26 protein-coding genes are annotated in these 25,748 nt (G+C 63.5%); 9 read left to right on the plus strand and 17 right to left on the minus strand.

Translation table 11 applies throughout. From position 1 onward, the window contains the following. Nucleotides 1-28 precede the first annotated feature (28 nt). From EN852_RS15570 to EN852_RS15580, 3 genes are read left to right on the plus strand one after another with little or no spacing between them, the layout of a single operon-like run. Nucleotides 29-355, plus strand: a complete 327-nt coding sequence (locus EN852_RS15570; protein WP_127875972.1) for a PepSY domain-containing protein — start codon at nucleotides 29-31, stop codon at nucleotides 353-355. Further along, on the plus strand, nucleotides 352-1,017 hold the full coding sequence (locus EN852_RS15575; protein WP_042647167.1) for a response regulator transcription factor: 666 nt from the start codon (nucleotides 352-354) through the stop codon (nucleotides 1,015-1,017). Before EN852_RS15570 ends, EN852_RS15575 begins: the two co-directional genes overlap by 4 nt. Beyond that, nucleotides 1,017-2,357 carry a HAMP domain-containing sensor histidine kinase gene (locus tag EN852_RS15580; RefSeq protein ID WP_127875971.1) on the plus strand — a complete coding sequence of 447 codons (1,341 nt, stop codon included), beginning with the start codon at nucleotides 1,017-1,019 and terminating at the stop codon, nucleotides 2,355-2,357. The genes EN852_RS15575 and EN852_RS15580 overlap by 1 nt, the downstream gene beginning before the upstream one ends. A gap of 4 nt (nucleotides 2,358-2,361) precedes the next feature. On the opposite strand, the gene EN852_RS15585 is transcribed toward EN852_RS15580, so the two are convergent. Genes EN852_RS15585 through EN852_RS15595 form a run of 3 tightly spaced genes read right to left on the minus strand, consistent with a single transcriptional unit; the run spans nucleotide 2,362 to nucleotide 5,403 of the window. After that, nucleotides 2,362-3,873, minus strand: coding sequence for an RnfABCDGE type electron transport complex subunit D (locus tag EN852_RS15585; protein WP_127875970.1), 1,512 nt, complete (start codon nucleotides 3,871-3,873; stop codon nucleotides 2,362-2,364). Further along, nucleotides 3,870-4,610 (minus strand): FAD:protein FMN transferase, encoded by a 741-nt coding sequence (locus EN852_RS15590; protein ID WP_127875969.1) that lies wholly within the window; start codon nucleotides 4,608-4,610, stop codon nucleotides 3,870-3,872. Before EN852_RS15590 ends, EN852_RS15585 begins: the two co-directional genes overlap by 4 nt. A 4-nt stretch (nucleotides 4,611-4,614) precedes the next feature. Next, on the minus strand, nucleotides 4,615-5,403 hold the full coding sequence (locus tag EN852_RS15595) for an FMN-binding protein (protein ID WP_127875968.1): 789 nt from the start codon (nucleotides 5,401-5,403) through the stop codon (nucleotides 4,615-4,617). A gap of 255 nt (nucleotides 5,404-5,658) precedes the next feature. On the opposite strand from EN852_RS15595, the gene EN852_RS15600 reads away from it, so the two are divergent. The 3 genes from EN852_RS15600 to EN852_RS15610 all read left to right on the plus strand — a co-directional run bounded on the left by EN852_RS15600 (nucleotide 5,659) and on the right by EN852_RS15610 (nucleotide 7,414). After that, complete coding sequence (locus EN852_RS15600; protein WP_127875967.1) at nucleotides 5,659-6,354, plus strand: VIT family protein; 696 nt, start codon at nucleotides 5,659-5,661, stop codon at nucleotides 6,352-6,354. Nucleotides 6,355-6,440: 86 nt separating this feature from the next. Continuing rightward, nucleotides 6,441-6,701, plus strand: coding sequence for a DUF6455 family protein (locus EN852_RS15605; RefSeq protein WP_127875966.1), 261 nt, complete (start codon nucleotides 6,441-6,443; stop codon nucleotides 6,699-6,701). Nucleotides 6,702-6,868: 167 nt separating this feature from the next. Next, nucleotides 6,869-7,414, plus strand: a complete 546-nt coding sequence (locus EN852_RS15610) for a hypothetical protein (protein ID WP_127875965.1) — start codon at nucleotides 6,869-6,871, stop codon at nucleotides 7,412-7,414. Nucleotides 7,415-7,441: 27 nt separating this feature from the next. Here EN852_RS15610 and EN852_RS15615 read toward each other — a convergent pair whose 3' ends face one another. The 10 genes from EN852_RS15615 to EN852_RS15660 form a co-directional block, all read right to left on the minus strand. After that, the gene (locus EN852_RS15615; RefSeq protein ID WP_127875964.1) at nucleotides 7,442-8,140 is read right to left on the minus strand and encodes a CBS domain-containing protein; all 699 of its coding nucleotides are present in this window, start codon (nucleotides 8,138-8,140) and stop codon (nucleotides 7,442-7,444) included. 64 nt (nucleotides 8,141-8,204) lie between these two features. Further along, nucleotides 8,205-8,375 (minus strand): cbb3-type cytochrome oxidase assembly protein CcoS, encoded by a 171-nt coding sequence (ccoS, locus tag EN852_RS15620; protein ID WP_127875963.1) that lies wholly within the window; start codon nucleotides 8,373-8,375, stop codon nucleotides 8,205-8,207. Beyond that, a complete protein-coding gene (locus EN852_RS15625; RefSeq protein WP_127875962.1) occupies nucleotides 8,372-10,657 on the minus strand; it encodes a cation-translocating P-type ATPase in 2,286 nt (761 codons plus the stop codon). The genes ccoS and EN852_RS15625 overlap by 4 nt, the downstream gene beginning before the upstream one ends. Beyond that, a complete protein-coding gene (locus EN852_RS15630) occupies nucleotides 10,654-11,169 on the minus strand; it encodes a FixH family protein (protein ID WP_127875961.1) in 516 nt (171 codons plus the stop codon). Before EN852_RS15630 ends, EN852_RS15625 begins: the two co-directional genes overlap by 4 nt. Next, nucleotides 11,166-12,725: a cytochrome c oxidase accessory protein CcoG gene (gene ccoG, locus EN852_RS15635; RefSeq protein ID WP_127875960.1), complete on the minus strand. Its 1,560-nt coding sequence runs from the start codon at nucleotides 12,723-12,725 to the stop codon at nucleotides 11,166-11,168. Before ccoG ends, EN852_RS15630 begins: the two co-directional genes overlap by 4 nt. A 171-nt stretch (nucleotides 12,726-12,896) precedes the next feature. Continuing rightward, nucleotides 12,897-13,760: a cytochrome-c oxidase, cbb3-type subunit III gene (ccoP, locus tag EN852_RS15640; protein ID WP_127875959.1), complete on the minus strand. Its 864-nt coding sequence runs from the start codon at nucleotides 13,758-13,760 to the stop codon at nucleotides 12,897-12,899. Between the two features lie 2 nt (nucleotides 13,761-13,762). Beyond that, the gene (locus EN852_RS15645; RefSeq protein WP_042647191.1) at nucleotides 13,763-13,912 is read right to left on the minus strand and encodes a CcoQ/FixQ family Cbb3-type cytochrome c oxidase assembly chaperone; all 150 of its coding nucleotides are present in this window, start codon (nucleotides 13,910-13,912) and stop codon (nucleotides 13,763-13,765) included. Between the two features lie 12 nt (nucleotides 13,913-13,924). Beyond that, nucleotides 13,925-14,656 (minus strand): cytochrome-c oxidase, cbb3-type subunit II, encoded by a 732-nt coding sequence (ccoO, locus tag EN852_RS15650; RefSeq protein WP_126079230.1) that lies wholly within the window; start codon nucleotides 14,654-14,656, stop codon nucleotides 13,925-13,927. Nucleotides 14,657-14,666: 10 nt separating this feature from the next. Next, nucleotides 14,667-16,277: a cytochrome-c oxidase, cbb3-type subunit I gene (gene ccoN / locus EN852_RS15655; protein ID WP_127875958.1), complete on the minus strand. Its 1,611-nt coding sequence runs from the start codon at nucleotides 16,275-16,277 to the stop codon at nucleotides 14,667-14,669. Nucleotides 16,278-16,526: 249 nt separating this feature from the next. Next, on the minus strand, nucleotides 16,527-17,240 hold the full coding sequence (locus EN852_RS15660; RefSeq protein WP_127876099.1) for a Crp/Fnr family transcriptional regulator: 714 nt from the start codon (nucleotides 17,238-17,240) through the stop codon (nucleotides 16,527-16,529). A gap of 107 nt (nucleotides 17,241-17,347) precedes the next feature. On the opposite strand from EN852_RS15660, the gene hemN reads away from it, so the two are divergent. Beyond that, complete coding sequence (gene hemN / locus EN852_RS15665; RefSeq protein ID WP_127875957.1) at nucleotides 17,348-18,727, plus strand: oxygen-independent coproporphyrinogen III oxidase; 1,380 nt, start codon at nucleotides 17,348-17,350, stop codon at nucleotides 18,725-18,727. Between the two features lie 19 nt (nucleotides 18,728-18,746). On the opposite strand, the gene EN852_RS15670 is transcribed toward hemN, so the two are convergent. Together EN852_RS15670 and EN852_RS15675 are read right to left on the minus strand one after the other, a co-directional pair. Further along, the gene (locus EN852_RS15670) at nucleotides 18,747-19,178 is read right to left on the minus strand and encodes an ion channel (protein ID WP_127867450.1); all 432 of its coding nucleotides are present in this window, start codon (nucleotides 19,176-19,178) and stop codon (nucleotides 18,747-18,749) included. Between the two features lie 217 nt (nucleotides 19,179-19,395). After that, complete coding sequence (locus EN852_RS15675; protein WP_127875956.1) at nucleotides 19,396-19,842, minus strand: pseudoazurin; 447 nt, start codon at nucleotides 19,840-19,842, stop codon at nucleotides 19,396-19,398. A gap of 466 nt (nucleotides 19,843-20,308) precedes the next feature. Between EN852_RS15675 and EN852_RS15680 the strand changes: the two genes are divergently transcribed. Both EN852_RS15680 and EN852_RS15685 read left to right on the plus strand, forming a co-directional pair. Continuing rightward, nucleotides 20,309-22,690 carry a phosphoketolase family protein gene (locus EN852_RS15680; RefSeq protein WP_127875955.1) on the plus strand — a complete coding sequence of 794 codons (2,382 nt, stop codon included), beginning with the start codon at nucleotides 20,309-20,311 and terminating at the stop codon, nucleotides 22,688-22,690. 62 nt (nucleotides 22,691-22,752) lie between these two features. Next, a complete protein-coding gene (locus EN852_RS15685) occupies nucleotides 22,753-23,931 on the plus strand; it encodes an acetate/propionate family kinase (RefSeq protein WP_127875954.1) in 1,179 nt (392 codons plus the stop codon). A 164-nt stretch (nucleotides 23,932-24,095) separates the two neighbouring features. Here EN852_RS15685 and EN852_RS15690 read toward each other — a convergent pair whose 3' ends face one another. Further along, entirely contained in the window at nucleotides 24,096-24,611 is a 516-nt protein-coding gene (locus EN852_RS15690) for a GNAT family N-acetyltransferase (protein WP_127875953.1), read from the minus strand. A gap of 45 nt (nucleotides 24,612-24,656) precedes the next feature. Next, on the minus strand, nucleotides 24,657-25,301 hold the full coding sequence (locus EN852_RS15695) for a helix-turn-helix domain-containing protein (RefSeq protein WP_127875952.1): 645 nt from the start codon (nucleotides 25,299-25,301) through the stop codon (nucleotides 24,657-24,659). Nucleotides 25,302-25,748: the final 447 nt, after the last annotated feature.

Genomic DNA, 25,748 nt, shown 5'->3' on the forward strand with positions numbered 1-25,748 from the left:
CAGCTTCCGCATGCGACAGCTCCCTTCCATGAAAACCGTATCGATGAGCCTGGCAGCTCTGGGCTTGGCTGCACTTGTGATGGCCTTGCCGTCTGCCGTCAGAGCGCAAGATGACGACGATGATCATGATCGGGCGCGCGATCTCCATGAGCGCGGCGAAATCGAGGGCCTTGCCGATATCATGGCCATCGTGCGCACCAAGGCTCCCGGCGAGATTGTTTCGGTCGATCTCATTCGCGCCGGAGACAAGTGGATCTATCGGTTCCAGGTGGTCGCCGCCGACGGCCGGCGCCGGATCGTTGACGTCGATGCCGGCGCGGGCGGTGTCTTGGGCGATGAAGGCGGCCACAGATGAAGATCCTCGTGGCTGAAGACGAACCGCGCATCGCGGCCGACATCGCGGCGGTCCTGAAGGCCTCGGGCATGGCCGTCGACATCGTGGACAATGGTGAAGCGGCCTGGTTCGCGGGCGATGTCGAGAACTACGACGCGGCGATTCTCGACCTCGGCCTGCCGAAGCTCGACGGCCTCACGGTGCTGAAGCGCTGGCGCGCCAATGGCCGCCGCTTTCCCGTCCTCATCCTGACGGCGAGGGGGCTGTGGACCGAGCGCGTGGAAGGCATCAACGCCGGCGCCGACGACTATCTTCCGAAGCCTTTTGAAATGGAGGAACTGCTGGCGCGGCTGCGAGCCATCCTGCGCCGTTCGAGCGGGCAGGCCGCACCGGTGTTGAAATCAGGCCCTTTGCTGCTCGACACGCGCCAGATGCGCATCTCGCTTCGTGGCGTTCCGGTGGCGCTCTCGCCGCTGGAATATCGGCTTCTCGCGTTCCTGATGCATCATGCCGGCCGTGTGGTTGCGTCAACCGAGCTCGCCGAGCATCTGTACAGTTCCGACAACGAACGCGATCCCAACACGATCGAGGTCATCGTCGCGCGTCTGCGGCGCAAGCTTGGCAGCAAGATCATCGAGACGCGGCGCGGTTTCGGTTACTTTGTCCCCGACGGGCCGGATTGATGCGCAATTCGATCCGTTTCAGGCTCTGGTCGGCTGCGGCGATATCGATCGTCATCGCCCTTGCCATCGCCGGTGTCGGTCTTCGCTATCTGTTTGAACTGAACGTCGAGAGGCGTGTTGTCAGTGAGCTGACGGACGATCTCAATGAACTGATCGCCGCGACGAGCTTCACGGCCGATGGCCGTCTGTTGGTGGCGTCCACGCTGGCCGACCAACGCTTCGCCAGTCCGCTGTCCGGCCATTACTGGCAAGTGGAAGACCTGGCCACCCACAACCTTGTTCGATCGCGCTCGCTGTGGGACGCGGCGCTGGCCCTGCCCAAACAAGCCGGCAATGGCGAGTTGCGGAAGGAAGAGCTCAAAGGGCCGGGCGGCGAGTTGACCGTCGCCGTCTTTCGCACGATCACCGATACCGACGGGCGGGCCTTTCGTGCCGTGGTGGCGGAAGACCATCGCAACGTGGAAGTTTCCGTTGGCGAGTATGTCCGTGACCTTGCGCCGGCCCTCATTGTGCTGGCCTCCGCCCTGATGGGAGCTTTCTTCATCCAGATCACCGTCGGCCTGGCGCCGCTGGAGAGCCTGAGGATCGCCGTCAAGAACGTGATCGCGCAGCGAACGGCACGGCTGTATGTGGCCGCGCCGAGCGAAGTGCAGCCGCTCGCCGACGAGATCAACCGCCTGCTCGACGCCCAGGAGAAAGCACTTGCCCGCGCACGCTCCCGCGCCACGGACCTTGCGCACGGCCTCAAGACGCCGCTGCAGGTCCTGTCCGCCGACATCCGGACCCTGCGCAAGAAAGGCGAAAGCGAGCTTGCCGACGAAATCGAGAAGAGCGCGAGCGCGATTCGCCGTCACGTCGAGCGGGAGCTGGCACGCGCTCGTCTGGCGCCCGGCGTTTCCGGCGATGCCGCCTGCCTTGTCCGGGAGGTGGCGAGCGGTGTGGTTGCGGTCGTCAAGCGCACGCCGAGGGGCAAGCAGCTCTCCTTCGTCATCGATGCCGCCGAGGATCTCATGGCGCCGGTCGACGAGGGCGATCTATCCGAGATTCTCGGCAATCTGGTGGAGAACGCGACGCGTTTCGCGAGCTCCGTGGTTCATGTGAGCGCATCGGCAAGCGCCGGCGAGGTGATCATCGAGGTCGTCGATGATGGGCCGGGCATTCCCGAGGCCGCCCTGAACGCCGCTCTGGTGCGTGGCGTTCAGCTTGACAGCAAGGGCGGCGGCAACGGCCTCGGCCTGGCGATCGTTTCGGATATCGTCGAAGCCTATGGCGGCCGTCTCGAAATGGCCAATGCCAATTCCGGTCTGGCGGTGACCATTCACCTGCGTCGGCATGGTTGAGCGTTCAGGCAAATCCGGGGAAGTAATCGACCTTGATCCGGGAACGCTGAACGCCCATTGCCAGCAGCTTCCCGCGCAGCGCCTTGACCATGATCTGCGGGCCAGAGATGTAGAAGGTGCGTTCGAGGTAGTCGGGCATAGTGAGGCGCACCAGGCGAGCGTCGATATAGCCCGGGTACTGCCCGCGCTCAGCGCCCTTGGCTACCGCATGGAACGTCTTTATTCCCAGTTCGCGTCTTGCCCGGCCGAGCACGTCTCGATAGGCGATGTCGTCTTGTCCCTCCGTGCCGTAGAGGACAACGACAGGCCGCGCTTCCTGGCGGTCGATTAGATATTGCAGCATCGAACGGAATGGCGTGATGCCGATGCCGCCGGCCAGGAAAGCGATCTTGGTGTTCGGATCGGATGGAAGCGTGAAATCGCCGGCCAGTTGCGACGCGTGGATCGTGGCGCCGGGTTTCATGCCGCCAAGCGCCTGCTTGAAGGCGCTCGACCGTGGATAGAACTTGACGCCCAGCCGCACCGATTGCTCGGTCGGCGATGAGGCGACCGTGAAGTAGCGGCGGTTGCCGCGATTGTCGGGACGGTCGAGGCCAAGTGTCCATTCAAGGTACTGGCCCGCCTGGAAGGCGAGTTTTCGCTGCGACTTGAAGACGAAGTCGTAGCTGTCGACGGCGGTTTGCTCGATGCGTTCCAAAGTCAGCACGAACCGGCCCTTGGGGCTCACGGCGTAGGCGAAGAGGTTACCCGTCAGGAGAGCGAGCTCGGGTGTGAAGTAGAACGAGCCGATATGGATGTTAGGCGCGAAGAGAAAGCCGACGATGGCGGCAAAGGCGATGCGCGGCCAGCGTGTCGTCGGAGCCGTCAGCGGCTCGGTCAGCATCACGAAGGCGAAGAACAGCAGCGGCGACGAGCTGAACGTCTCCGCGAGCGCGGCGCCATATTGGGATGGGTCGGTGGTCGCCAGTATCGTCGCCAGCGCCACTGCGAGGAACGTTGCCACGAGATCGAGCCGGCGCAGCTTGCGCACCACAAGAGCGCCGCCCCCAAGCACCAGGGGGAAGAGCCAGATATTGCCGCCCACCCACCATGTGGCGGGATGATCGAGCAGGAGCGCTGTCAGCGCGACGCCAAGGGCGGCCGGATTGAACAGGTGCTTCCCGCCGATGGCCAGGATGTATTTCGACGAGATCGCCCAGACCGAGGCGAACGCCACGGCGCCAATGGCCTTGGCATCGGTGGGGGCAATCGGATCGAGAATGAGCGCCAGGATCAACGCGGTGATGTAGACAGACTCACCGTTGGCCGGAACCCCGAAGATGCGCGCAAAAACCTTGTTGGTGATCCAGCATGTGGCCAGCACCAGGGCGGTCGTGAAGGCCAGCGCTGTTGGATCATGCGGCACAAGCTTCAGGAAGCTGAAGACGAAGGCGGCGATCAGCAGGGCCGCCAGATAGTAGAGCACCAGCCGGTACATTGTAAGGTGGTCGAGAAGACGGTCGAGGGTCTTGATCATGACTGGCAAAAGGCTCCGAAGCCGCTCGTCGGCGTGGCACGGCAGTTGCTGTCGATGAGATATCCCTCGAGCCCCGGCGTCTGCTCGATAAAGAGGATGCCGTCCCGGCCCATCGCAAAGGCGGCGGTGGCGAAGCGGTCGGCCTCAAGCACATTGGAGCCGATGACCGTCAGGCTGACGATGTCGCTGATAGGGTCATGAACCGCGCGGGGATTGTAGATATGTTGCCCGCGCGCATAGGTGCCGGAAGTGGCCACGCCATGTCCGTGCGGGTAGACCACCTTGACGATCTCGTCTGTGTGGAAGGGATTGCGGATGCCGACGCTCCAGTCTCGGCCGGAAGCGTTCCTGCCGCAGGATTGGATGTCGCCGCCCGCCTCGATGAAGAAGTCGCCGACATCCGCCCGACGCACGATTTCGGCCGCGTTGCGGATAGCCCAGCCCTTGACGATGCCGGAGGGGTCGAGCGCGCCATCAGGCCTGTGGATATCGAAATAGCCGGCGGTTTCCCTTCTGGTCTGCTCGGCGATCCGCATCACCTCGATCATCTGGCCGCTCCAGTCGCGGACCGGAATGTCGCCCCGGTTTATGGCGGAGATCTCGCTGTCCGGGCGGTAGGTGCTGAAACGCCGGTCGACATCGTCGAAATAGTCGAAGATCCTCGCGACGAGGTCGCCGGCCGCGCCGCCGAGGTCGACGGTGATGGGCATGCCCATCATGATCCGCGTCTCGCGCATGGAACTACGATGACGCCTTTTTCAGGGCGCCGCCCAGCGATTGGATAAAGGCCTTGCTCGTCAGCGTGGCGCCCGAGATGATGTCGACATCGGCGCTTTGCGCGCTGATCGCCTCGTCGCGCAGCATGGGCAACGCCTGTCGGTTGATGCTGACTGAAGTGCGGCGGTCATTGGGATATTTCAGGACCTTGAGCGCCGTCAGGCGGCCGCCTTGGACGAGCGCCTGGATTTGGATGATGCCGTAATAGGCGTCGGCCGCGGGGCCGGTATAGACCCCGTCGGCATAGCCGTGGGCCGCGAGCTTCATGCCGGTATGAATGACGCGCGCGGTGGCTTGCGGATATGCCGGTCGTGGCTGCGGGATCGGGATATACACCGCGGGTGTCACCGCGAATGTCGGCACATTGGGCGTGGGTGCGCTCGCGGCCGGCGGCGCGGGATCTTGTTTCGTCGGCGGAGGCGCCAGCTTCGCGGCTTGCGGCGGACTGACGATGGCCGGCGCCGGCCTTGGAGCGGTTGCGATCGACGCCGTGTTGTCCGCTTTGACTTCGACCGGCCTCTGTGGGGTCGGCTCGCGCTGCGCCTCTTGGGGAATTTTGCGCTGGGACTTCGCCGGCGCCATCACCGGATCGGCCGACGCCGATGGGACGAATGGCTGCGAGGTGTCCTGCGTTGGGGCATTGGCGGCGCCATCCATGTCGACCAGGTCGTTGGCCGGTGGCGTGCCGGCCTGATCCCAGACATAGGCGCCCGACGACGCGATCACGAAGAGCGATAAGGCGATCTGTTTCATAAGCATTGCATCCCGGCTTCAGGGCGCGCACGGCCGGACCGTCGCATGCCTTCTCACCGCACTATCTCACGAGTTAGCTGACAGCTGGCTGTCAGCGCGGCTGGCCCGCGAAAAGTGCCGCACCGGCAAATCCATGCAGCGGTTTGACTTGGATCAGGGCATTTGCTCCGATCACGAAGCAATGAAGCTGCATTCCTGCGCTTGTCGAGGTGGAGACAATACAATGGCAATATTCAACTGTTCATCGCTGCGATCATGAGCCGCCTTCACGCCGAAAATCACCTTGTGTCGCGCATTGGCTGGCTGCGGGCCGCCGTGCTCGGAGCCAATGACGGCATCGTTTCGACGGCCAGCCTGATCATCGGGGTTGCGGCCGCCAACGCCACCACGACCAGTGTCCTCGTGGCGGGTGTCGCCGGCCTTGTGGCTGGCGCAATGTCGATGGCCGCCGGCGAATATGTATCCGTCAGTTCCCAAGCCGACACTGAGAAGGCGGATCTTTCCCGTGAGCGGGATGAACTGGCGACCCAGCCGGAATTCGAGAGACAGGAGCTTGCGCAGATCTATATCGATCGCGGCGTGGAGCCTCGCCTAGCGTTGCAGGTGGCTGACCAGTTGATGGCCAAGGACGCGCTCGGCGCCCATGCGCGTGACGAGCTTGGTATTTCCGAGGCAACCGCCGCACGGCCCATCGTGGCCGCGCTGGCTTCCGCGGCGGCGTTTTCAATCGGTGCGGTCATGCCCCTCGCTATGGTGCTGATTTCGCCGCCCTCGAGACTTGTTGCCGTAGTCTCGGTCGCATCGTTGCTGTTCCTGGCGGTGTTGGGCGCAATCGGCGCGAGGGCCGGTGGCGCCAATGTGTGGAAGGCGACAGCTCGCGTCACCTTTTGGGGAGCGCTGGCGATGGCCCTGACGGCCGGCATTGGCGCGATGTTCGGTACCACGGGCTAGGCCGGCGGGTTTCATCCGGGTTGATCGAGATCAATGCCGCGCGCTGCCTGGCATGGCAATGATTTGCCGCTGAGGAGTGTGCTGGCATGAGCTTTCTCGAATATCTGATGGGCGCTGACGCCCGAACCGCCTTGATGGGACGCATGATGCAGAAAATGGGCGTCGACAGGCAGCTCCGAGTCGTGGCGGACCACGTCGCCGTCACCAATCGCGCCGTGGACCGGTGCCGCTCCTGCGGCCACCAGGATGAATGCGCGGTCTGGCTCGACGAGACCGAGCATGCCGATCATCCGCCGGCCTATTGCCGCAATGGCGACTTGATTGCGCGTCTGCAGTCTATCCGTTGATCGAGCAACGACGCCGCGGTCTTGATAGGTTGCCGCTGTGAGCCGCCCGGGCTACCCCAGCCGAGAACAGGCGGCTTCGCCCCCTGTGACGAATACGGGAAGCGTTGACGGCAGTCGGCGCCGATGGGACTTCCGCAGTCGACAGGTTCGTGCGCGAGGCAGGCAGTTTGGACAATCTGTATCTTCTGGAAGCATTTCTGCTTTTTGCCGCGCCAGGGCCGACCAACGCTCTTCTGGCGGCAGGCGCCGTCAAGCGGCAGAACGCCACCACGCTCCTTGCCGCGCAAGCATGCGGATACGGGATCGCGGCGGCCTTCTGGCTTTCGCTGCGTTCCCTGGTGCCGCCTGCCACTGTCCAGATGGTTCAACTGGTTGCCGCCGCGTGGCTGGTGATCCTTGGATTTCGGCTGCTGGCAGCCAGGCGCGCCGAGGCAATCGAAAACGGCGGCATCTCCATCCTGGCAACCACCGCCCTCAATCCTAAAGCGTTCATCTATTGCGTGGCCATCGTGCCGATGGACATCGAGACGGCCGCGCTGGGCATCGCCTGGATGACGCTGCTCGTGATCACGGCAGTGACCGGATCGATGTGGCTGCTGCTCGGCGGGCGGCTGAGCGGCGGCAAGAGGATGGCCGATGCAATCTCCGGCGCGGCGCTCATTGCCTTTGCGCTGCTGTTGGTTCGCCCCCTGATACCCTTGTCCGCGATTTGAGCGCGTCCGCTGGGAGCGCGCCGGTCTTCAAGAGACAAGCACCACCGAGAACGGCCCGGCGCAAAAGAGCTTATCCGTGACCTTCTTGACCCCGGCAACGTTCTCGGCCGCAACGACGGCAGCCTTTCGCTGACGTTCGTCGAAGATGGCGCCGCTCAGCTCAACGTTTCCCTTGTCGACGGTGACGCCGATAAGGTCGCCGCCGCTCCAGGACTGTCCGTGCAGCTCGGCAAGTATGTTCCTGCGGATGACCTCGTCGTCGACAGTCGCGGAGCCTGACTTGGGCAGAGTGCGAAGCAGGATGCGCATCAGATCGGAGCGGCTGACGATGCCGACGATCTTGCCCGCGTCAAGGATGGGCACGTTCTTGATGTCGTGAGTCGCCATCAGTTCGACGATCTCGGCAAGCAAAGCGCTGGGCGCTGCCGATACGACGCCGGCAGTCATAACCTCGGCCACGCGGCGGCCGCTCGAACGGACATATTCGTCGGCGAGCTTGCCCGGACCGACAAGAAACTCCAGCCAGCGAGGCCGCGCTCGCCTGGTGCCAAGTTCGCCTCGGCGCAGGAAATCGCCTTCGCTGATGATGCCAGCCAATGACCCATCGTCTCCCACGACTGGCAGGCAGCGAATGTTCCTGGTCAGCATCAGTTCGGCCGCTTCGGCGACCGAGGCAGAGGTGGCGATTGTGACCACCGGCGTCGTCATGATGTCCCGAGCCTGCATCGAAATCTCCTGCTTTCGTAAGCCTTATTCTCAGGCGTCGGGAGCAACGCGACCTTGATCTACGTCAGTTTGATCGCCGGCTGTCGCCCTCTCGCTGATCAGGTTCGATCAATATCCGCTCGGCGGCTCCATCGAGATCCTCGTACTGGCCGCTGCGCAAGGCCCACAGGAAGCCGGAAAGACCGAGCGCGCCGAGGAACAGGGCCACGGGAATGAGATAGACGAGCGTGGTCATGGGTGGGCCGCTCCGATGACGTCGGTGCGGCGTCTGGCGGGAGCGGCTTCAGGAGCCGCTTTCGCCGTCGTCTGAAGCCGCATCGCATTTGCGATCACGATCAGCGAGGAAGCGCTCATCGCGATCGCCGCGATCAGCGGCGTCACATGTCCGAGGATGGCGATCGGTACGGCGAATGCATTGTAGATGATCGCGATTGCGATGTTCTGGCGGATGAGCCGGCCGGCCCTGCGCGAGACATCCAGGGCGAGCGGCACCGCCAGCAGGCTCTCGCGCAGGAAGACGAAGTCCGCGGCCTGGCGGCCGATATCGGCCGCGGTCGCCGGAGCCATCGAGACATGCGCGGCGCCGAGCGCCGGCGTGTCGTTGAGGCCGTCGCCCACCATCAGCAGCTTGTGACCGGCGCGGGCCAGCGTCTCGATCCTCTCCACCTTGCCCGACGGCAGCAGGGCCGGCACGAAATTCTCGATGCCCAAGGTTCCCGCCACCTCGCTGCAGGCTCTCGCGGTGTCGCCGGAAAGCATCTCGACCGAGATGCCGGCGTCCCTCAACCTTTCCACCGCTGCCTTGGCATCGGCGCGCGTGGCATCCTCGAAGGCGAAGCATGCGACGATCCTGCCATTCTTCGCGAGAACCGTGCCGCCAAGGCCGCCATATCGCCCCTCGCCGCCGGTACGAGCCTTCCATCCGGCCCAGCCGCGCCGGCCTAGGCGCCAGATGTCGCCGCCGGCGGACGCTTCGATACCGAAGCCCGGCTCCTCCTGCACGCGGTCGAATTGGGTTCGACCGCGAACGCTGCCATAGGGCGCCAGCGCCTTTGAGAACGGGTGCCGGGAATGCGCCGCCAGGTCGGCCGCGATCGCCAGCATGGCCGGATCGATCGACGCCGCGTTGACGAGCCTGGGCAGCCCCAGAGTGAGCGTCCCGGTCTTGTCGAACACAGCCGCGTCGATCGCCGCGAGACGCTCCATCGCCGAACCGTCCTTGACCATGACGCCGGCCTCGAACAGGCGCCGGGCCGCCACCACCTGGACGATCGGGACCGCGAGGCCGAGCGCGCACGGGCAAGTGATGATGAGCACGGCGATGGCGATGGTCATGGCGCGGTGCCAATCACCGGACGCAACCATCCAGCCAAGGAAGGTGGCAAAGGCCGCCAGATGGACCACGGGCGCGTAGAGCGCCGATACGCGGTCGGCGATCCGCCTGTAGCGCGAGCGGCCACCCTCGGCGGCTTCCATCAGGCGGACCATTTCCGCCAGGAAGGAATCCATGGCCGCGGCGGTTGCCTGCATCGTCAGCGGACCTGTCAGGTTCAGCGTGCCGGCCTGGACGTGCGTGCCGGCGCTCACGGCTTTCGGCGCGCTCTCGCCGGAGACGATCGAGCAATCGAGGTCGGAATTCCCGCTGACGATATCGCCGTCGACCGGTATCCGCTCTCCAGCCGCAATGAGGAGGCGCATTCCCGTCGCGAGTTCGGCGACGGGCACGTATTCGCGTATTCCGTCGTTGCGCAGGACCACGGCCCCTCGCGCGGCAAGCCGCGACAGGCCATTGACCGCGGTTCGCGCCCGCTCGCGCATCACGTGATCCAGCGTGCGCCCGATCAGCAGAAAGAAAAGCAGCGACACCGAGGCGTCGAAATAGGCGTGCTCGCCGTGATTGATGGTCTCGTAGAGGCTCATCGCGTAGGCGAGCGAAACGCCCACCGCGATCGGCACGTCCATGTTCATGCGGCCATGGCGCAGCGCATTCGCAGCGGAGCGGAAGTAGATACCGCCGGCGAAGGCGAGCGCCGGGATGGCGATCAGCGCGGACAGCCAATGGAACAGATCGCGTGTCGGGCCTTCCGCGCCGGACCAGACCGATACTGAGAGCAGCATGATATTGCCGGCCGCGAAGCCCGCCACGGCAACGGCGCGGATCAGCTCCGAGAGCGTCCTGTCCTTCTCGTGAATTTCCGGGTCGAACAGGTGCGCCTGATAGCCGAGCCGGCCGAGCACGGCAAAGAATGGCGGGACGATGTCCCCGCGCCAGCGGACCGACACACGCTTCGTCGACAGGTTGACGCGAGCGGACTCGACGTTCTCGACCGTGCCGAGCGCCGCCTCGATCGCCTGGATGCAGGCCCCGCAGTGAACCGTTGGCACCGACAGGTCGGTCTGGTGGATGTCGCTCCCCAGGGAGCGGCTGGCCAGCTTGATCTCCTCGCTCGACGGCGATGCGGACGCCGCGCCGGTGACCTCCAACGCCATTTCAGCCCCCGGCGCGCAGCAGCTCATTGCAGGGCTCCATTCGAGATCATGACGCGGCGGACATCGCGGAACGGCGACGTCAGCCCGGCATCCGCATCGATCTCCACGATCCAGACGCCATTCCTGGGCGTGTGCCGCACGGCAAACGCGTCCGCGTTTCCGGGAGTGCCGCCGGGCACCGCGGCAAGTGTCAGGGCTTCGTCCTCGGCCTCGTAGGCTGGGTGGCGGAACAGCACCTTGACGCCGCGCAGCGGCACCGGTTTGCCCTGGCTGTCGACAAGGCTGTAACGGACCTCGCCGGAAGCGACGGTCAGCTTGCCTGTCCAGCCCAGCGCCGCCTGCGCCCTTCCTTTCCTCGCTTCTTCGTTGAACTGCTGGCTGGCGACATAGGTGTTCTCGACGACGAGCCCGGTCCAACTCTTCTGGGCGAGCGTGGCCATGGTGACGTTGACCCCGATCACCACCGCGAAGAACGCCAGAATGGAGACCAGCATGTGCTTGCCGGTGAACTCGCGCGGCTTCGGCATTTCGGCGCTCATCTGCTGTTCTCCGGGGCGTTAAAGGTGGCGGTGTATTCGGCGGTTTCGGAACTTGCCGTGTCGTCGATGCGGAATTCGAAGCTCTGTGCCGGCTTCCTGATCTGCTCGACCGGTTGCCGCACGAAGACCTTCAGCATCTTCAGCCGGTCGGGTTCGACCGGGATGGAGAATGAGCGGCTTGCGGGCTGGTCGATGCCGACGATGCTCATCTCACCGCCGTCGAGATCGTGCAGCGAGATCTCGACCGTCCTCGGCTCGGGTATCATGTTGAGCAGCTTGACTGTGTAGCCGTTCCGGATCGAGCCATCCGAGAGCGTCACGAACTGCGGATTGCGATCATGCAGGACATTCAGCTCCAGCCGTTCGCGCGTCAGCAGCGAATAGACGAGCACCAGGCCGATCGCCGACCACACACCGAGATAGATGTAGGTGCGCAACCGGAAGATCTTGCCCAGATGGAAATGTGCCAGGCCGTCGGCGAAGCTGCCGCTCGGCGTCCTCACCAGGGTCGGATTGACCGGGCCGGTGCCACCGGAAGTGGCCATCGCCATGTTGGCGTTGTAGTCCGCCAGCGTTGCGTAGGAGATCAGCCCGCGTTCCCGGCCGAGCTTGTCCATGATGCTGTCGCAGGCGTCGATGCACAGCGCGCAGGTGATGCATTCCAGCTGCTGGCCGTCGCGGATGTCGATTCCCATGGGGCACACGGCGACACAGGCGTTGCAGTCGACGCAGTCGCCGACCGATTGCCCGGCCGCCGAGGCCTTCTTGGCGTGGCGCGATCGCGGCTCGCCGCGCCAGTCGTTATACGTCACCGTCAGCGAGTTTTCGTCCAGCATGGCCGCTTGGATGCGCGGCCACGGGCACATATAGGTGCAGACCTGCTCGCGCATCAGCCCGCCTAACACATAGGTGGTGCCGGTGAGCACCGCGATCGTGGCATAGGCGATGGGCGCCGCCGTGCCGGTGACGACTTCGCTGAGCAGCTTCGGCGCATCGGCGAAGTAGAAGATCCAGGCGCCGCCCGTGGCCACTGCGATGACAAGCCAGATGGCGTGCTTGGATACGCGCAGGAAGAGCTTGCGGGCGCTCCAGGGAGCGGCATCCAGCTTCATGCGGGCATTGCGATCGCCTTCGATCGCCCGTTCCACCACAAGGAACAGGTCGACCCAGACGGTCTGCGGGCAGGTATAGCCGCACCAGGCTCGCCCGACCGTCGATGTGATCAGGAAAAGACCGACGCCCGCCATCATCAGAAGGCCGGCGACATAGTAGAATTCCTGCGGCCAGATCTCGATGAAGAAGAAGTAGAAACGGCGGTTCGCCAGGTCGATGAGAACGGCCTGGTCGGGAGCGAAGGGCCCGCGATCCCAGCGCAGCCAGGGGGTCAGGTAATAGATGCCGAGCGTGATCGCCATCACCAGCCATTTGAACTGGCGGAAACGGCCGGAGGCCCGTTTCGGAAAGATCTTCTTGCGCGCGGCGTAGAGCGGCTGTCGCGTCTTCGCGGAGTTGACCGCTTCGGCCTCGAGCCGTTCTACCTGCGACTGATCCAGCACGACGATCTCCAATCGCGGCGAAATGATGCCGCCTCGTTTCCGGCAATCTCGCAATCCCACGGGCGGGCCGCGTTGATGCAGGTCAAATTGAGCCACCAAAAAGCAAGTCGAGGCCCGGCACGGCCGGGCCTCGTCGCTTGAACGGCTGAGGGCCGAGAATAGGCCCCGTTCCTATTCTCCGCCGCCAAGCGAATGGACATAGACAGCCAGTTCCTTGACCGTCGTCTCGCCGAGGCGGCCGACCCAGGCAGGCATCACCCCGTTCTTCGGGGCTCGCACCTGGGCAGCAATCGCGGCCTCGCCGGAGCCGTGGAGCCAGATGGCATCCGTCAGATTAGGTGCTCCGAGGTCGCGGTTGCCCTTCGCGTTCTCGCCATGGCAGGCGGCGCAATTGTCAGCGAAAACCTTGGCGCCGGGCTCGATCAGGCTTTTGTCCTGCACCGGTCCGGAAAGGCTCGCCACATAGGCGCTGACCTGAGCGATCTGTTCCGGCTTGAGCACGTCGGCAAAAGGGGTCATCTCGGACTGACGGGTGTCGGGGTCCGCTGCGAAGCGGATGCCGTGCGTGATCGTCTGCTGGATCTCCTCCGCCTTGCCGCCCCAGAGCCAATCGTCGTCGTTGAGGTTCGGAAACCCTGTCGATCCTTGCGCGCCTGAGCCGTGGCACTGCACGCAATTCACCTTGAATGCCGCGCCGCCGGCGGCGACGGCGAACTCGCGCAACGTGTCGTCAGCGGCGATTTCCGAAACGGTCTTCGACTGTATCGCCGTGACGTATTTGGCCTTGGCGGCGTCGGCCGCGGCCATCTCGTTCTTGACGTCGTTGCGGCTGGAGAAGCCCAGGACGCCCCTGGTGGCGGAACTCAGCATCGGCCAGGCGGGATAGGCAATCGTGTAAGCGAGCGCCCAGGCCACGGTGATGTAGAAGGTGATCACCCACCAGCGCGGCAGAGGATTGTTGAGCTCCTTGATACCGTCCCATTCATGGCCGGTCGTCGTGATGCCCGAGATTTCGTCGATATGCTCGTTGCTCATGATCAATCGTCCTGGAGAGGAATTTTAGCGGCGTCGTCGGCATGCTTTCTGCCACCCGGACGCAGCGCGAAGACAATGCAGCCGACAAAGAACAAAGCCATGGCAAGCAGGCCCCAACTGTCGGCGAACTCCCGCATCAAGTTGTATTCCATCGGTTGCCCTCCTCAGCGGTAGCCGGCTGCTTCGTCGTAGTTCTTGAAATCGACCAGGGTGCCGAGCATCTGGAGATAGGCTACGAGAGCATCCATCTCGGTGACCTGTTGCGGGTTGCCGTCGAAGTCGCCGATCTTGGCCTTGGGGTAGCGTTTCTCCAGGCCGGTCGTGTCGGCATTGGGATCGGCCTGCGCCGTGAGGTCGGCGTTGGCGTTGGCGACCATGTCGTCGGAGTAGGGCACCCCGACGCGCCTGTTCGCAACCAGATGCGTCGAGAAATCCTTCACCTCGATCGGCGTGTCTTTCAAGAAGGCGTAGTTCGGCATGACCGATTCCGGCACCACGGAACGCGGGTCGGCAAGATGCTGAACTTGCCAGCTGTTGGAGTAGCGATCGCCGACGCGCGCAAGGTCGGGGCCGGTTCGCTTGGATCCCCACTGGAAGGGGTGGTCGTACATAGACTCGGCCGCCAGGCTGTAATGGCCGTAGCGTTCCACCTCGTCGCGGAACGGCCGAATCATCTGGCTGTGGCAGAGATAGCATCCCTCGCGCACATAGATGTTGCGTCCGGCGAGCTCCAGCGGGGTGTAGGGGCGCATGCCCTCGACCTTCTCGATCGTGTTGTCGAGATAGAAGAGCGGCGCGATCTCGACGATACCGCCAACGGTCACGACCAGCAGGGATCCGACGAGAAGAAGCGTCGCGTTCTTCTCGATCAGCGCGTGTTTGTCTATCAGGCCCATGTCTGGCTCCTTATTCGGCAGGCTGGAGGGCGGGGGCGGAACCCGGCAAAGGCTGCTCTTTGCGCTGGTAGCCACGGATGGTCATGGTGATGTTCCAGGCCATGATCAGCATGCCGGCCAGGTACATGGCGCCGCCCGCGGCGCGCATGACATAGTAGGGATGCATCGCGGCGACCGTCTCGGCGAAGGAATAGACGAGGAAACCCTGCTCGTCGTATTCGCGCCACATGAGCCCCTGCATGATGCCCGAGACCCACATCACCGCCGCGTAGACGACGATGCCGAGCGTCGCCAGCCAGAAGTGCCAGGTGACGAGGCGCATCGAATAGAGCCGCTCGCGGTTCCAGAGCTTGGGCACCATGTAGTAGATCGCGCCGAAGCTGATCAGGCCGACCCAGCCGAGCGCGCCCGAATGGACGTGGCCGATTGTCCAGTCCGTATAGTGCGACAGCGAGTTGACCGTCTTGATCGACATCATCGGCCCTTCGAAGGTCGACATGCCGTAGAAGGCGATGGCCGCCACCATCATGCGGACGATCGGGTCGGTGCGGATCTTGTCCCATGCGCCGGAGAGGGTCATGAGGCCGTTGATCATGCCGCCCCAGGAGGGCATCCACAGCATGATCGAGAACACCATGCCGAGCGTCTGCGCCCAGTCGGGCAGGGCGGTGTAATGGAGGTGATGCGGTCCGGCCCAGATATAGAGGAAGATCAGCGCCCAGAAGTGGATGATCGACAGCCGGTAGGAATAGACCGGACGGTTCACCTGCTTGGGCACGAAGTAGTACATCATGCCGAGGAAGCCCGCCGTCAGGAAGAACCCGACCGCATTATGGCCGTACCACCACTGCGTCAGCGCGTCCTGAACACCCGAGAATGCCGAGTAGCTCTTCGAGCCGAGGAACGAGACCGGCATCGACAGGTTGTTGACGACATGCAGCATCGCGATGGTGACGATGAAGGACAGGTAGAACCAGTTGGCGACGTAGATATGCGGTTCCTTGCGCTTCAGAATGGTGCCGAGGAAAAGGATCAGATACGCGACCCAGACGATCGTCAGCCAGAGGTCGACATACCATTCCGGCTCGGCATATTCGCGGCCTTCGGTGATGCCCAGCAGATAGCCGGTCGCGGCCATGACGATGAACAGCTGGTAGCCCCAGAAGACGAACCAGGCGAGATTGCCGCCGAACAGCCTCGCGCGGGACGTGCGCTGCACGACATACATGGATGTGCACAGAAGGGCGTTGCCGCCAAAGGCGAAGATCACACCGGAGGTATGAAGCGGCCGCAGCCGGCCGAAATTGAACCAGGGCCCGATGTTAAGCTGAGGGTATGCAAGCTCCAGCGCGATGATCAAGCCGACCAGCATGCCGACGACGCCCCAGAACACCGTCGCAATGGCGCCGTAGCGGATCGGACCATCCATGTAGGCTGATGGGTCGATCGGCGCCGCGGGCTTGAAATCCGTAGTGCGCAGCAGGACCACGGTGAATCCAGCCACGGCGAAGAACAAAACCCACATGTGCTGGCGAAAAGGTTCATCCACCCCGAAGCCGGCGGCTACGAGGGCGCCAAAGGCGAACAGGCTTAGAAGGACGATCTCCGTGCCAAATTTCATCGCAAGTCCCCGATCTCGTCTCGAAAGTTCCGGCGGAAATACCCGCCCGAGGCACCTTTTCGAGATTTCCCGGCCCCCCGGCCTTGATCCAGGTCAAACGCGCACTGCTTTTCTTTGGAGAGCATCCGCGCCGGGCGCTGGAAACTGGTCCGCTTCAGGCAAGGACGCCGGCGAAACGACCTGCAAGGCCGAACCTTGCGACGGTGGTGAGATCAAGCAAGCGAAGGCTCGCAGGAGGATCGTCGCCGCTCAGTCCCCGCAGCGTTCCTCGATCTGAGCCATGCTTGCGAGGCTGATCTGCCGCTTGTTTACGATCCGGATCGTGCCGTCGGACCGCAATCTGGACAATTCCCGGCTGACCGTCTCGATGGTCAGCCCAAGAAAATCGGCGATATCGGTGCGCGTCAGCGGCAGGTCGAAGCTTATCGGGCTTGCCGGATGGTGCGCGGGATCGGTGTTTCTGGCGACCATGAGGAGGAAGCTTGCGACCTTCTCCGACGCGGTCTTGCGCCCCAGCGCCGCCATCCAGTCGCGTGCTTCGTCAAGCTCGTTCAGCGTATGTTTCAGCAGCAGACGTCCAAGCTCCGGCATCTCGTTTGCCATCCGGTCGATGATCACCTTGGGAAACGAGCACAGTGCCACATTCGTCAAGGCTTCTGCCCTGATCGGCTTTTTTGCCTCGAACGGTCGGCCCAGGAAATCGGGCGCGAAATGGAACCCGACAATCTGCTGACGACCATCCGAGAGATTTCTCGTGAGCTTGACCACGCCGGACAGAAGGTTGGAGTAGGTTCCGTCGTCGGGCAGTTCCGTGCCTGCCGGAACCTCATGCCTGGACGAGGCTTTGGCCAACTCGGCGAGTTGGCGGGCGTTGAAGGCGCCGCATAATCCATCCTGCCGCGCTTCGCAGGATTTGCAAATTGCGGGGACGTCGGCCTGTTGAACATCCTGTCTGGCGGTCATTGCGACGCCCGTGGTCAAATAGGAGCGGCAATCTGCCCGGGTTTTGACCTGAGTCGCCTTGATCGAGATCAAGGTTTTGCCGGCGTCGTTCGGGCAGTTTGATCGTCATGACCCCGCCCGCCGCCTCCATCGATCCGCCGCGCCCAGCTCCGACCGTGAGCCCTGGCGACAACGTGCCGCGTTACACGAGCTATCCCACGGCGCCGCATTTTCATCCGGGCGTTGACGCGGTCACGGTTCGCGGGTGGATGGACGCGCTCGAAGGCGATGACGAGATATCGCTGTATCTCCATATTCCCTATTGCGACCGGCTGTGCTGGTTCTGCGCCTGCCACACCAAGCAGACACGCCACTATGCACCCGTGGCCACCTTCCTGCGCTCGCTCCACCAGGAGATTGAAACGGTCGGCGGCCTTGTGAGCGGCCGTGGCAGGGTCCGCGCCGTTCATTTCGGTGGCGGCTCCCCGACAATGCTGAAGCCCGACGACATCCTCACGCTCGGAAAGGCGTTGCGGGATCAATTCGACTTCCTCGACGATGCCAGCCTCAGTGTCGAGATCGACCCCAACGATATGGATGAGGGTCGGCTGGATGCGTTTGCCGCGATCGGCATGACAAGGGCGAGTCTCGGTGTCCAGGATTTCGATCCCAAGGTGCAGAAGGCGATCAATCGCGAGCAGAGTTTCGCGCTGACCAAGAGCATCGTCGATGCGGTGCGGGCGCGGGGCGTCACATCCGTCAACCTGGACCTGCTCTACGGCCTGCCGCATCAGACCGGCAAGAGCGTCGCGGCGACCGTTGCCCAGGCGCTGACATTGGCGCCGGACAGGCTTGCGCTGTTCGGCTACGCGCATGTGCCGTGGTTCAAGAAGCATCAGACGATGATCGACGAAGCCTGGCTGCCCGACTCCGTCGCGCGCCTGGCGCAGTCGCGGCTCGCCGCGCAGCTGATTGTCGATGCCGGCTACGAGGCATTGGGATTGGACCATTTCGCAAAGCCGGGCGACACGCTGGCGGTTGCCGCCCGCGCCGGCAAGATCCGGCGCAATTTCCAGGGCTACACAGAGGACCAGTGCGAAACCCTGATCGGTCTCGGCCCTTCGTCGATCAGCCGGTATCGCCAGGGTCATGCACAAAACATCGTTGCGACTGGCGAATACCAGAAAGCCGTGGATTCGGGAGAGCTGGCGATAGCCCGCGGCATAGAATTCAGCGTCGAAGATGAGGCGCGCGGCTGGGTCATCGAGCGCCTGATGTGCAGCTTCGCCTTCTCGGCGGTAGAGCTTGTCGAACGCTTTGGAAATGTCGGCCAAAGGCTGCTTTGCGAAGCGAGCCGACTGGCCATCAGCGGCGCGGGCCAGCTTCTTCGGCTGGAAGGCGACAACTTCGTCGTGCCGCCGGCGAGCCGTCCGCTCGTCCGCACGGTGGCGGCGAAATTCGACAAATACCTCAGCAATGGAACCGGCAGGCATTCGGTAGCAGTTTGAATGGGCTTGAGGCCGCGGGTCAGAAATGCTCGCCCACCCTGAACGGCCCGACACGGGTGCCGGCCGCGATCAGATAGGCGGTCGACCAGCCGATCAGCAGAAAGCCGTTGATGCCTTCCAGGGCCGCCAGCACGCGCCAGCCATGAGCTGGCACGACATCGCCATATCCGACCGTCGAGAAGGTGATGGTCGAGAAGTAGAGCGCGGTCTCGAAATCGCTGAAGATTCCGAGCAGCCGGTAGATCCCGGCCCATAGCCAGACTTCCGCCGTCATAACCGCAAAAAGTCCCATCACGACCGTGATCATGGCGATGATCCGGCTGCGCCTCCCGTGCATCCGGAACAGCGCAACGAGTCGGGACATCACGTAAGTGATCGCGATAAGGCCGAAAGTGTGGATCAGGACCGTCAGGCTGATGACGATCGTGCCGACGAAAAGATTGAGGATCATTCGAAGACACTACGGCCCGAAGCACCCTGTTCCTTGCGCCAGATCAAACCTCCCGGTCCGGCTGTCCGTGAGATGCGCTTACTGGCCGCTCGAGCGCGCTTGTAGCGACGTGCCCAGTCTCAAGACGAAAAATGGCCGGGTCAGACCTCTCCCAAGGTCCGCCCGGCCAGTGCTCCCCGGCTCGCCACCGCCGGAGGCAGTCCCATGTGCTGTCGGATCAGTTCGAAGCGGTTTTGGTCGCCTCTGCGAACAGTTCGGCAAAGACGGGCTTTGCCTTGCCGACCTGCTTGACGGCTTCCGCCGCCGCCAGGTTGACCGGCTTGCCGACGACGATCAGCGCCACCATGCCCATGCCGTAGTGGGGAGCGCATCTCACGCCATAGACACCTTCCTTGGTGAGGGTGACCGTGATCTCCTCGCTCGGCTTGCCCTTGAAGGGCTCGGCGCCGTCCGGGAGCATTCCATTGATGATCTCGGCATTGTGGGTCTTGTCGGTCGGCACGAACTTGATCGTGTCGCCGGGCGCCGCCCGCACGAAGTTGGGCTGGAAGACCATCGCGCCCTTGTCACCCTTGTTCAGCATCTGGACGACATGTTCTTCGGCATTTGCAGCGCCTGCAATTGAAAGCAACGCGACCGCCGCGGCAATGAGGGGCAGTTTCATCGGAATAGTCCTTTCTTTGGTTGACCACGGCATCGACCGTTGCGCCCTTCTAGTTCGTCGGACGCCTCGGCGATTTGCGCTGGCGCAAATTGCAGGAGGAAAAGATCGACCGATGGACGGCGAACCGCAGGGGATGATGCGGATCGGTTCAGCTGCCGGTGGCAGGTCCTCCGGGACTAAGTCCCGTAGGGGCATGGGCGCGTTGCGCTTTTGAAGTCAGGAAGGCCGTTGGCAGGTCTTGATCGACCGTCGATTGCCGGCCTGTCCATTTCCGAGGGGATCGCTGAAGCCGTTCCGGAGTTTCCCTCATCCTGGCCGGTATTTGCGATGGATCAAAGCTCGATCGTTCTTCGCCCGATAGATCGATGAATGGCCGGTCTTGACACCGGGCCGTCGTGAACCGGTGGCAGCATCAATGCGTTGTGCTTCAGCCGGCGTCGGCATGGAACCAGCGAAGGAATGAGAAATGACCGAGCATCCCAGCACCAATCGCTTGTCCGCGCAGGAACTGCAAGACATCGATGCCTACTGGCGTGCCGCCAACTACCTGACCATCGGGCAGATCTACCTGCTCGACAATCCGCTGCTTCGCGAACCCCTTCGGCTGGAGCATGTCAAGCCAAGGCTGCTCGGCCACTGGGGGACCTCGCCGGGTCTCAGCTTCATCTATGCGCATCTCAACCGCGCCATCAGGCAGCGCGATGCCAATGTCATCTATGTCTGCGGTCCCGGCCATGGCGGGCCGGCGATGGTGGCGAACACCTATCTCGAAGGCACCTACAGCGAGACCAATCCGGACATCGCGCTGGGCGAGGCGGGAATGAAGAAGCTCTTCCGCCAGTTCTCGTTTCCTGGCGGCATCCCAAGCCATGCGGCGCCTGATGTGCCCGGCTCGATCCATGAAGGCGGCGAGCTCGGCTACGCGCTCTCGCACGCTTATGGCGCGGCCTTCGACAACCCGGACCTTGTCGTCGCTTGCGTCGTTGGCGACGGCGAGGCGGAAACCGGGCCGCTCGCCACCTCCTGGCATTCCAACAAGTTCCTCAACCCGGCGCTTGACGGCGCGGTGCTGCCGATCCTCCACCTCAACGGCTACAAGATCGCCAATCCCACCATTCTGGCTCGCATCCCCGAGGAAGAGCTGCGTGCGCTGTTCATCGGCTACGGTTACGAGCCGCTGTTCGTCGAAGGTGACGATCCAGCGTTGATGCATGAGCGGATGGCGGTCGTGCTCGACGATGCTTTGGACCGCATCAAGGCGATCCAGGATGCGGCCCGCAGCGGCGCGAAGACCGCGCAGCCGCGGCCGAAATGGCCGATGATCGTGCTGCGAAGCCCGAAGGGCTGGACCGGTCCCAAGGAGGTCGACGGGCTCAAGACCGAGGGATTCTGGCGCGCCCACCAGGTCCCGCTCTCCGGCCTCGCCGAAAACCCCGAGCATCTGAGGATGCTCGAGGAGTGGATGAGAAGCTACCGGCCCGAAGAGCTTTTCGATGCCGCCGGCGCGCCCGTGGCCGCGATCCGCGCCACCGCGCCGCAAGGCGACAGGCGCATGAGCGCCAATCCGCATGCCAATGGCGGCCTGCTGCGGCGGTCTCTCGAACTGCCTGGCCTGGACGAGCACGCCGTCCCGGTCGAGCGGCCCGGCGGCGTCAAGGCAGAGTCGACCCGTGTCATGGGCGGTTTCCTGCGCGACGTCATGACTTTGAACCGGGCTGCCAGGAACTTCCGCATCGTCGGCCCCGACGAGACGGCCTCGAACCGGTGGCAGGATGTCTTCGAGGTGACGGAGCGCGCCTGGATGGAAAAGATCCTTCCCGAGGATGTCCATCTGGCGCGGGAGGGCAGGGTTATGGAGATTCTATCCGAGCATACGTGCCAGGGTTGGCTGGAAGGTTACCTGCTGACCGGGCGCCACGGCTTCTTCTCCTGCTACGAGGCCTTCACGCACATAGTCGATTCCATGTTCAACCAGCATGCGAAATGGCTGGACGCCTGCCGCAAGCTCGCCTGGCGGCGGCCGGTTGCTTCGCTGAACTATCTGTTGTCCAGCCATGTCTGGCAGCAGGAGCACAATGGCTTCAGCCATCAGGATCCAGGCTTCATCGACGTGGCGCTGAACAAGAAGGCGGATGTCGTGCGCGTCTACCTGCCGGCGGACGCCAACAGCCTGCTTTGCGTGACCGACCATGTGCTTAAGACATGGAACCGCATCAACGTCATCGTCGCCGGCAAGGCCAATTCCTGGCAGTGGCTGTCCATCGACGAGGCGAAAGTCCACTGCGGCGCCGGCATCGGCATATGGGAATGGGCATCGACCGACGGCGGGGCCGAGCCGGATGTGGTGATGGCCTGCGCCGGCGACGTGCCGACGCTCGAAACGCTGGCCGCCGTTCAGATCTTGAGGCGCCACATTCCCGACCTCAAGGTCCGTGTGGTGAACATTGTCGATCTGATGACGCTGCAGCCGAAGGAACATCACCCGCACGGGCTGTCGGACCGCGAGTTCGACGCGTTGTTCACCAGGGACAAGCCTGTCATCTTCGCCTATCACGGCTATCCGTGGACCATCCATCGCCTCACCTACCGGCGGACCAATCACGACAACATCCATGTGCGCGGCTACAATGAGGAAGGGACGACGACGACGCCGTTCGACATGACCGTGCTGAACGGGCTCGACCGCTATCATCTTGTGCTGAGCGTGCTCGACCGCATTCCCGAGCCGGCCGGCGCGCACATCCAGCTGACGCAGGCCATGGAAGGCAAGCTGATCGAGCACGGAGCCTATATCCGCAAGCACGGGCAGGACATGCCCGAGATACTCGGCTGGAAGTGGGAGCGGTAGTCGATGACGAGGCGCCGGGTTGAGAGGATCGGGCTTGCACAAGCGGTCGGGACCGGCCGGTCATGACCGATGCAATTCTCGTCCTCAATGGCGGCTCATCAAGCCTGAAGTTCGCCGTCTTCCAATGGCGCGACGACCTCCATCTGCTGGTGCGGGGCAGCGTCTCGTCGATCGGCGAGCGGCCCCGGCTCCATGTCGCGCCCACGGCAATGACGCCGCCATTCGACAGGAGCCTTGGCGAACAGCCGATCTCCATCGGCACGGCGTTCGAAGCCGTTGCGTCCTATCTTGCGGACCGCGGCCTCCTTCGCCGGGTGCGCCGGGTCGGGCATCGCATCGTGCATGGCGGCCGGGAGTTTGCCCGCGCGACGCCGCTCGACGAGCGCACGCTGGGTGCCTTGCGCAGGCTCGAGCCGCTCGCCCCGATTCATCAGGCGATCAACCTGGAGCTCGTCGACCTGGCCAGCCGCCTCCTGCCTGGCACCATGCAGGTCGGCTGCTTCGATACTGCCTTCCACGCGGCGCGGCCCGAGCATGCAAGGCTTTATGCGCTGCCGCACGAGATGGCGGAGCAAGGCATCGTCTCCTACGGTTTCCATGGGCTCTCCTACAGCCATATCGCCAGCGAGCTGCACAACCGTTACGGCACCGCCGCCGGCGGCCGGACGATCGTTGCCCATCTCGGCAGCGGCGCAAGCCTGTGCGCGATGAAGGCAGGCGTAAGCCACGCCACCACGATGGGCTTCTCGACGCTTGACGGCCTTGTCATGAGCACGCGTTGCGGCGCGATCGATCCCGGTATCCTCCTGCACCTTCTGCAGGACCGGAAGCTGTCGTCGGACGAACTTGCCGAGCTGCTCTATCAGCGATCCGGTCTGCTGGGCGTATCCGGCATCTCGGGAAACATGCAGACGCTGCTTGCATCGAAAGACCCTGCGGCGATGCGCGCCGTCGATCTTTTCGTCTATCGTGTCGGGCGCGAGATTGGATCGCTTGCCGCGGCGATAGGCGGGCTCGACACCCTGGTGTTCACGGCGGGCATCGGCGAGCATGCGCCCGCGATCCGGCAGGGCATCTGCGAAGCCGCGGGATGGCTCGACGTCTCGCTCGACAAGGAGTTGAACGCGCAGGGCGAGGAACTGGTCAGCGCCCCGGATTCCCTGGTCGACGTGCTTGTCATTCCCGCCGACGAGGAGCGTGCGGTGGCCGCTGAGTTGCTCGGCTTCGAAGGCAAAGACTAAATGATTTCGCCCGGAAGCGGGCGGCGTTTCCGGGCGATATCATCAAAACAAAGGCGAGGCGCCTTGGAGCAGTTCTGCGTTTATAGGGCCGCTGAACTGATCCAGCCTCTTGTTTTTACGCAATTCCGGACGGAAAACCGTTGCGCACTTTTCCTGGAATTGCCCTAGCCCGGCAACGCGGCGCCGAGCTTCCGCTGAACCAGGACGAGCGTCGGGTCGTCGGGATCCGTCGTGACGATGAAGCCCATCTCGCGCTCGAGTTCGATCGCAGCGCGGTTTTCGCGGCTCTCGATCGACTCGATCGTCTCTACGCCATGATCGTCGGCATAACGCGCGACATAACCGAGAAATTCCCAGCTGACTCCGAGGTGCTTGCGATCCTCGCGGATGCAGATGGCGACTTCGCCACGCCGATCGGCCGGATCCGCGGCGAGGGTCGCCACCGCGATCAGCATTCCGTCGGTGGAGAAGGCGAGAAAATTATGGACATGCGGATCGTCGGAGCGGGTCATCGCAACCAGCCGCTCGTGCGAAACTTCCTTCACCGCTCCGAGGAAGCGGAAACGCAGATCCTCCGGTGTCACATGGGTGAAGAACTCAGCGACGATCGGCTCATCGTCGGGACGCGCCCGACGCACTTCGAAGCGAAATCCGGTGTGGGTCGTAAGCATGGTTTTCATTTTCAACTCCTTTTCAGGATTGATGCGCGGATTGGCGCAATGGCCTCATTCACCCATTGCCAGCAGCGTGTCGCGTTTCAGGATTTCAATGCTGCGCAGGCTGAGCAGGCGGATCACGCCCTTCTCTTTCAGGCGGGTGAAGACGCGCGACACGGTTTCGATGGTGAGGCCCAGATAGTCGCCGATGTCGTTGCGCGACATTGGCAACTCCACCTGCCGCAACCCACCCTGACGCTCCGACATTTCGACGAGGAACGCCGCGACGCGCTCGATCGCGTTCTGGCGGCCGAGCACCAGGAGATGCTCCTGTGCCCGGGTCAGGCCTTTGAGCGCCAGAGGCAGGAGCTGGCGCGACATGTCGGTGCCCGACGGAGCGCGGAAGACCCGGACACCAGTCGCGTTGATCGCCTCAGCGAAGAAGTGGTGGGTGGCGTCGGCCTCGAAACCGAAGGTTTCTCCCGCCAGGTGGAACGCGCTGATCTGCCTGCGACCATCGGCGAGCAGGCGGTAGATGCGGACCGCGCCGAATTCGACCTGATAGAGGGCGCCGGCCTTCTCGCCCTGAGCATAGATTTCGGCGCCCGCCGTGAAGAAGTTTACCGGCGTCGCCGGCCCTTCGAAGACAGGCGCGGGGCTCTGATGGGGAAGGTAGGACGGCAGTTCGATCTTGGCGGAGGCTTGAGCGTACATGGCTGTGGTCCCAGTGAATTTGTGACAACAGCAATCGCCCAAATCCCGCCATGCCGAAATTCGGTTATGTCCCTACGGGAAACTACTTAGTGCGACCCGAAATCACCTGGTCGGGCCGGGCATGTCGAGCAGGCCGCCTGGTCCCTGCGTCAATTGGAGCCGTGCGATTGACCGCGATCAAGGCCGGCATGACGTGTCCCGGCATTATCCGGTCGGAGCCAGCCAGGGGAGCCCAGCCATGACCTCCGATATGATTGAAATCTGGACCGGGATACTCGGCCTTGCCTATCTTGCCGCCGCGGGCCTTTATTTCGAAATGCTCCGTGCCAGGAAGCGCGTCCCGGCAAGGCATGGTCGTGCCCGGCGTACCCGGTAAGGATCAGAGGGCCAATCCGGCGCGTTTCCATTCTTGGTGCGGAACGGAAGCCTGTCTGTTCTCCTTCTATC

It is taken from the genome of Mesorhizobium sp. M2E.F.Ca.ET.209.01.1.1, assembly GCF_004010375.2.
Classification (GTDB): Bacteria; Pseudomonadota; Alphaproteobacteria; order Rhizobiales; family Rhizobiaceae; genus Mesorhizobium.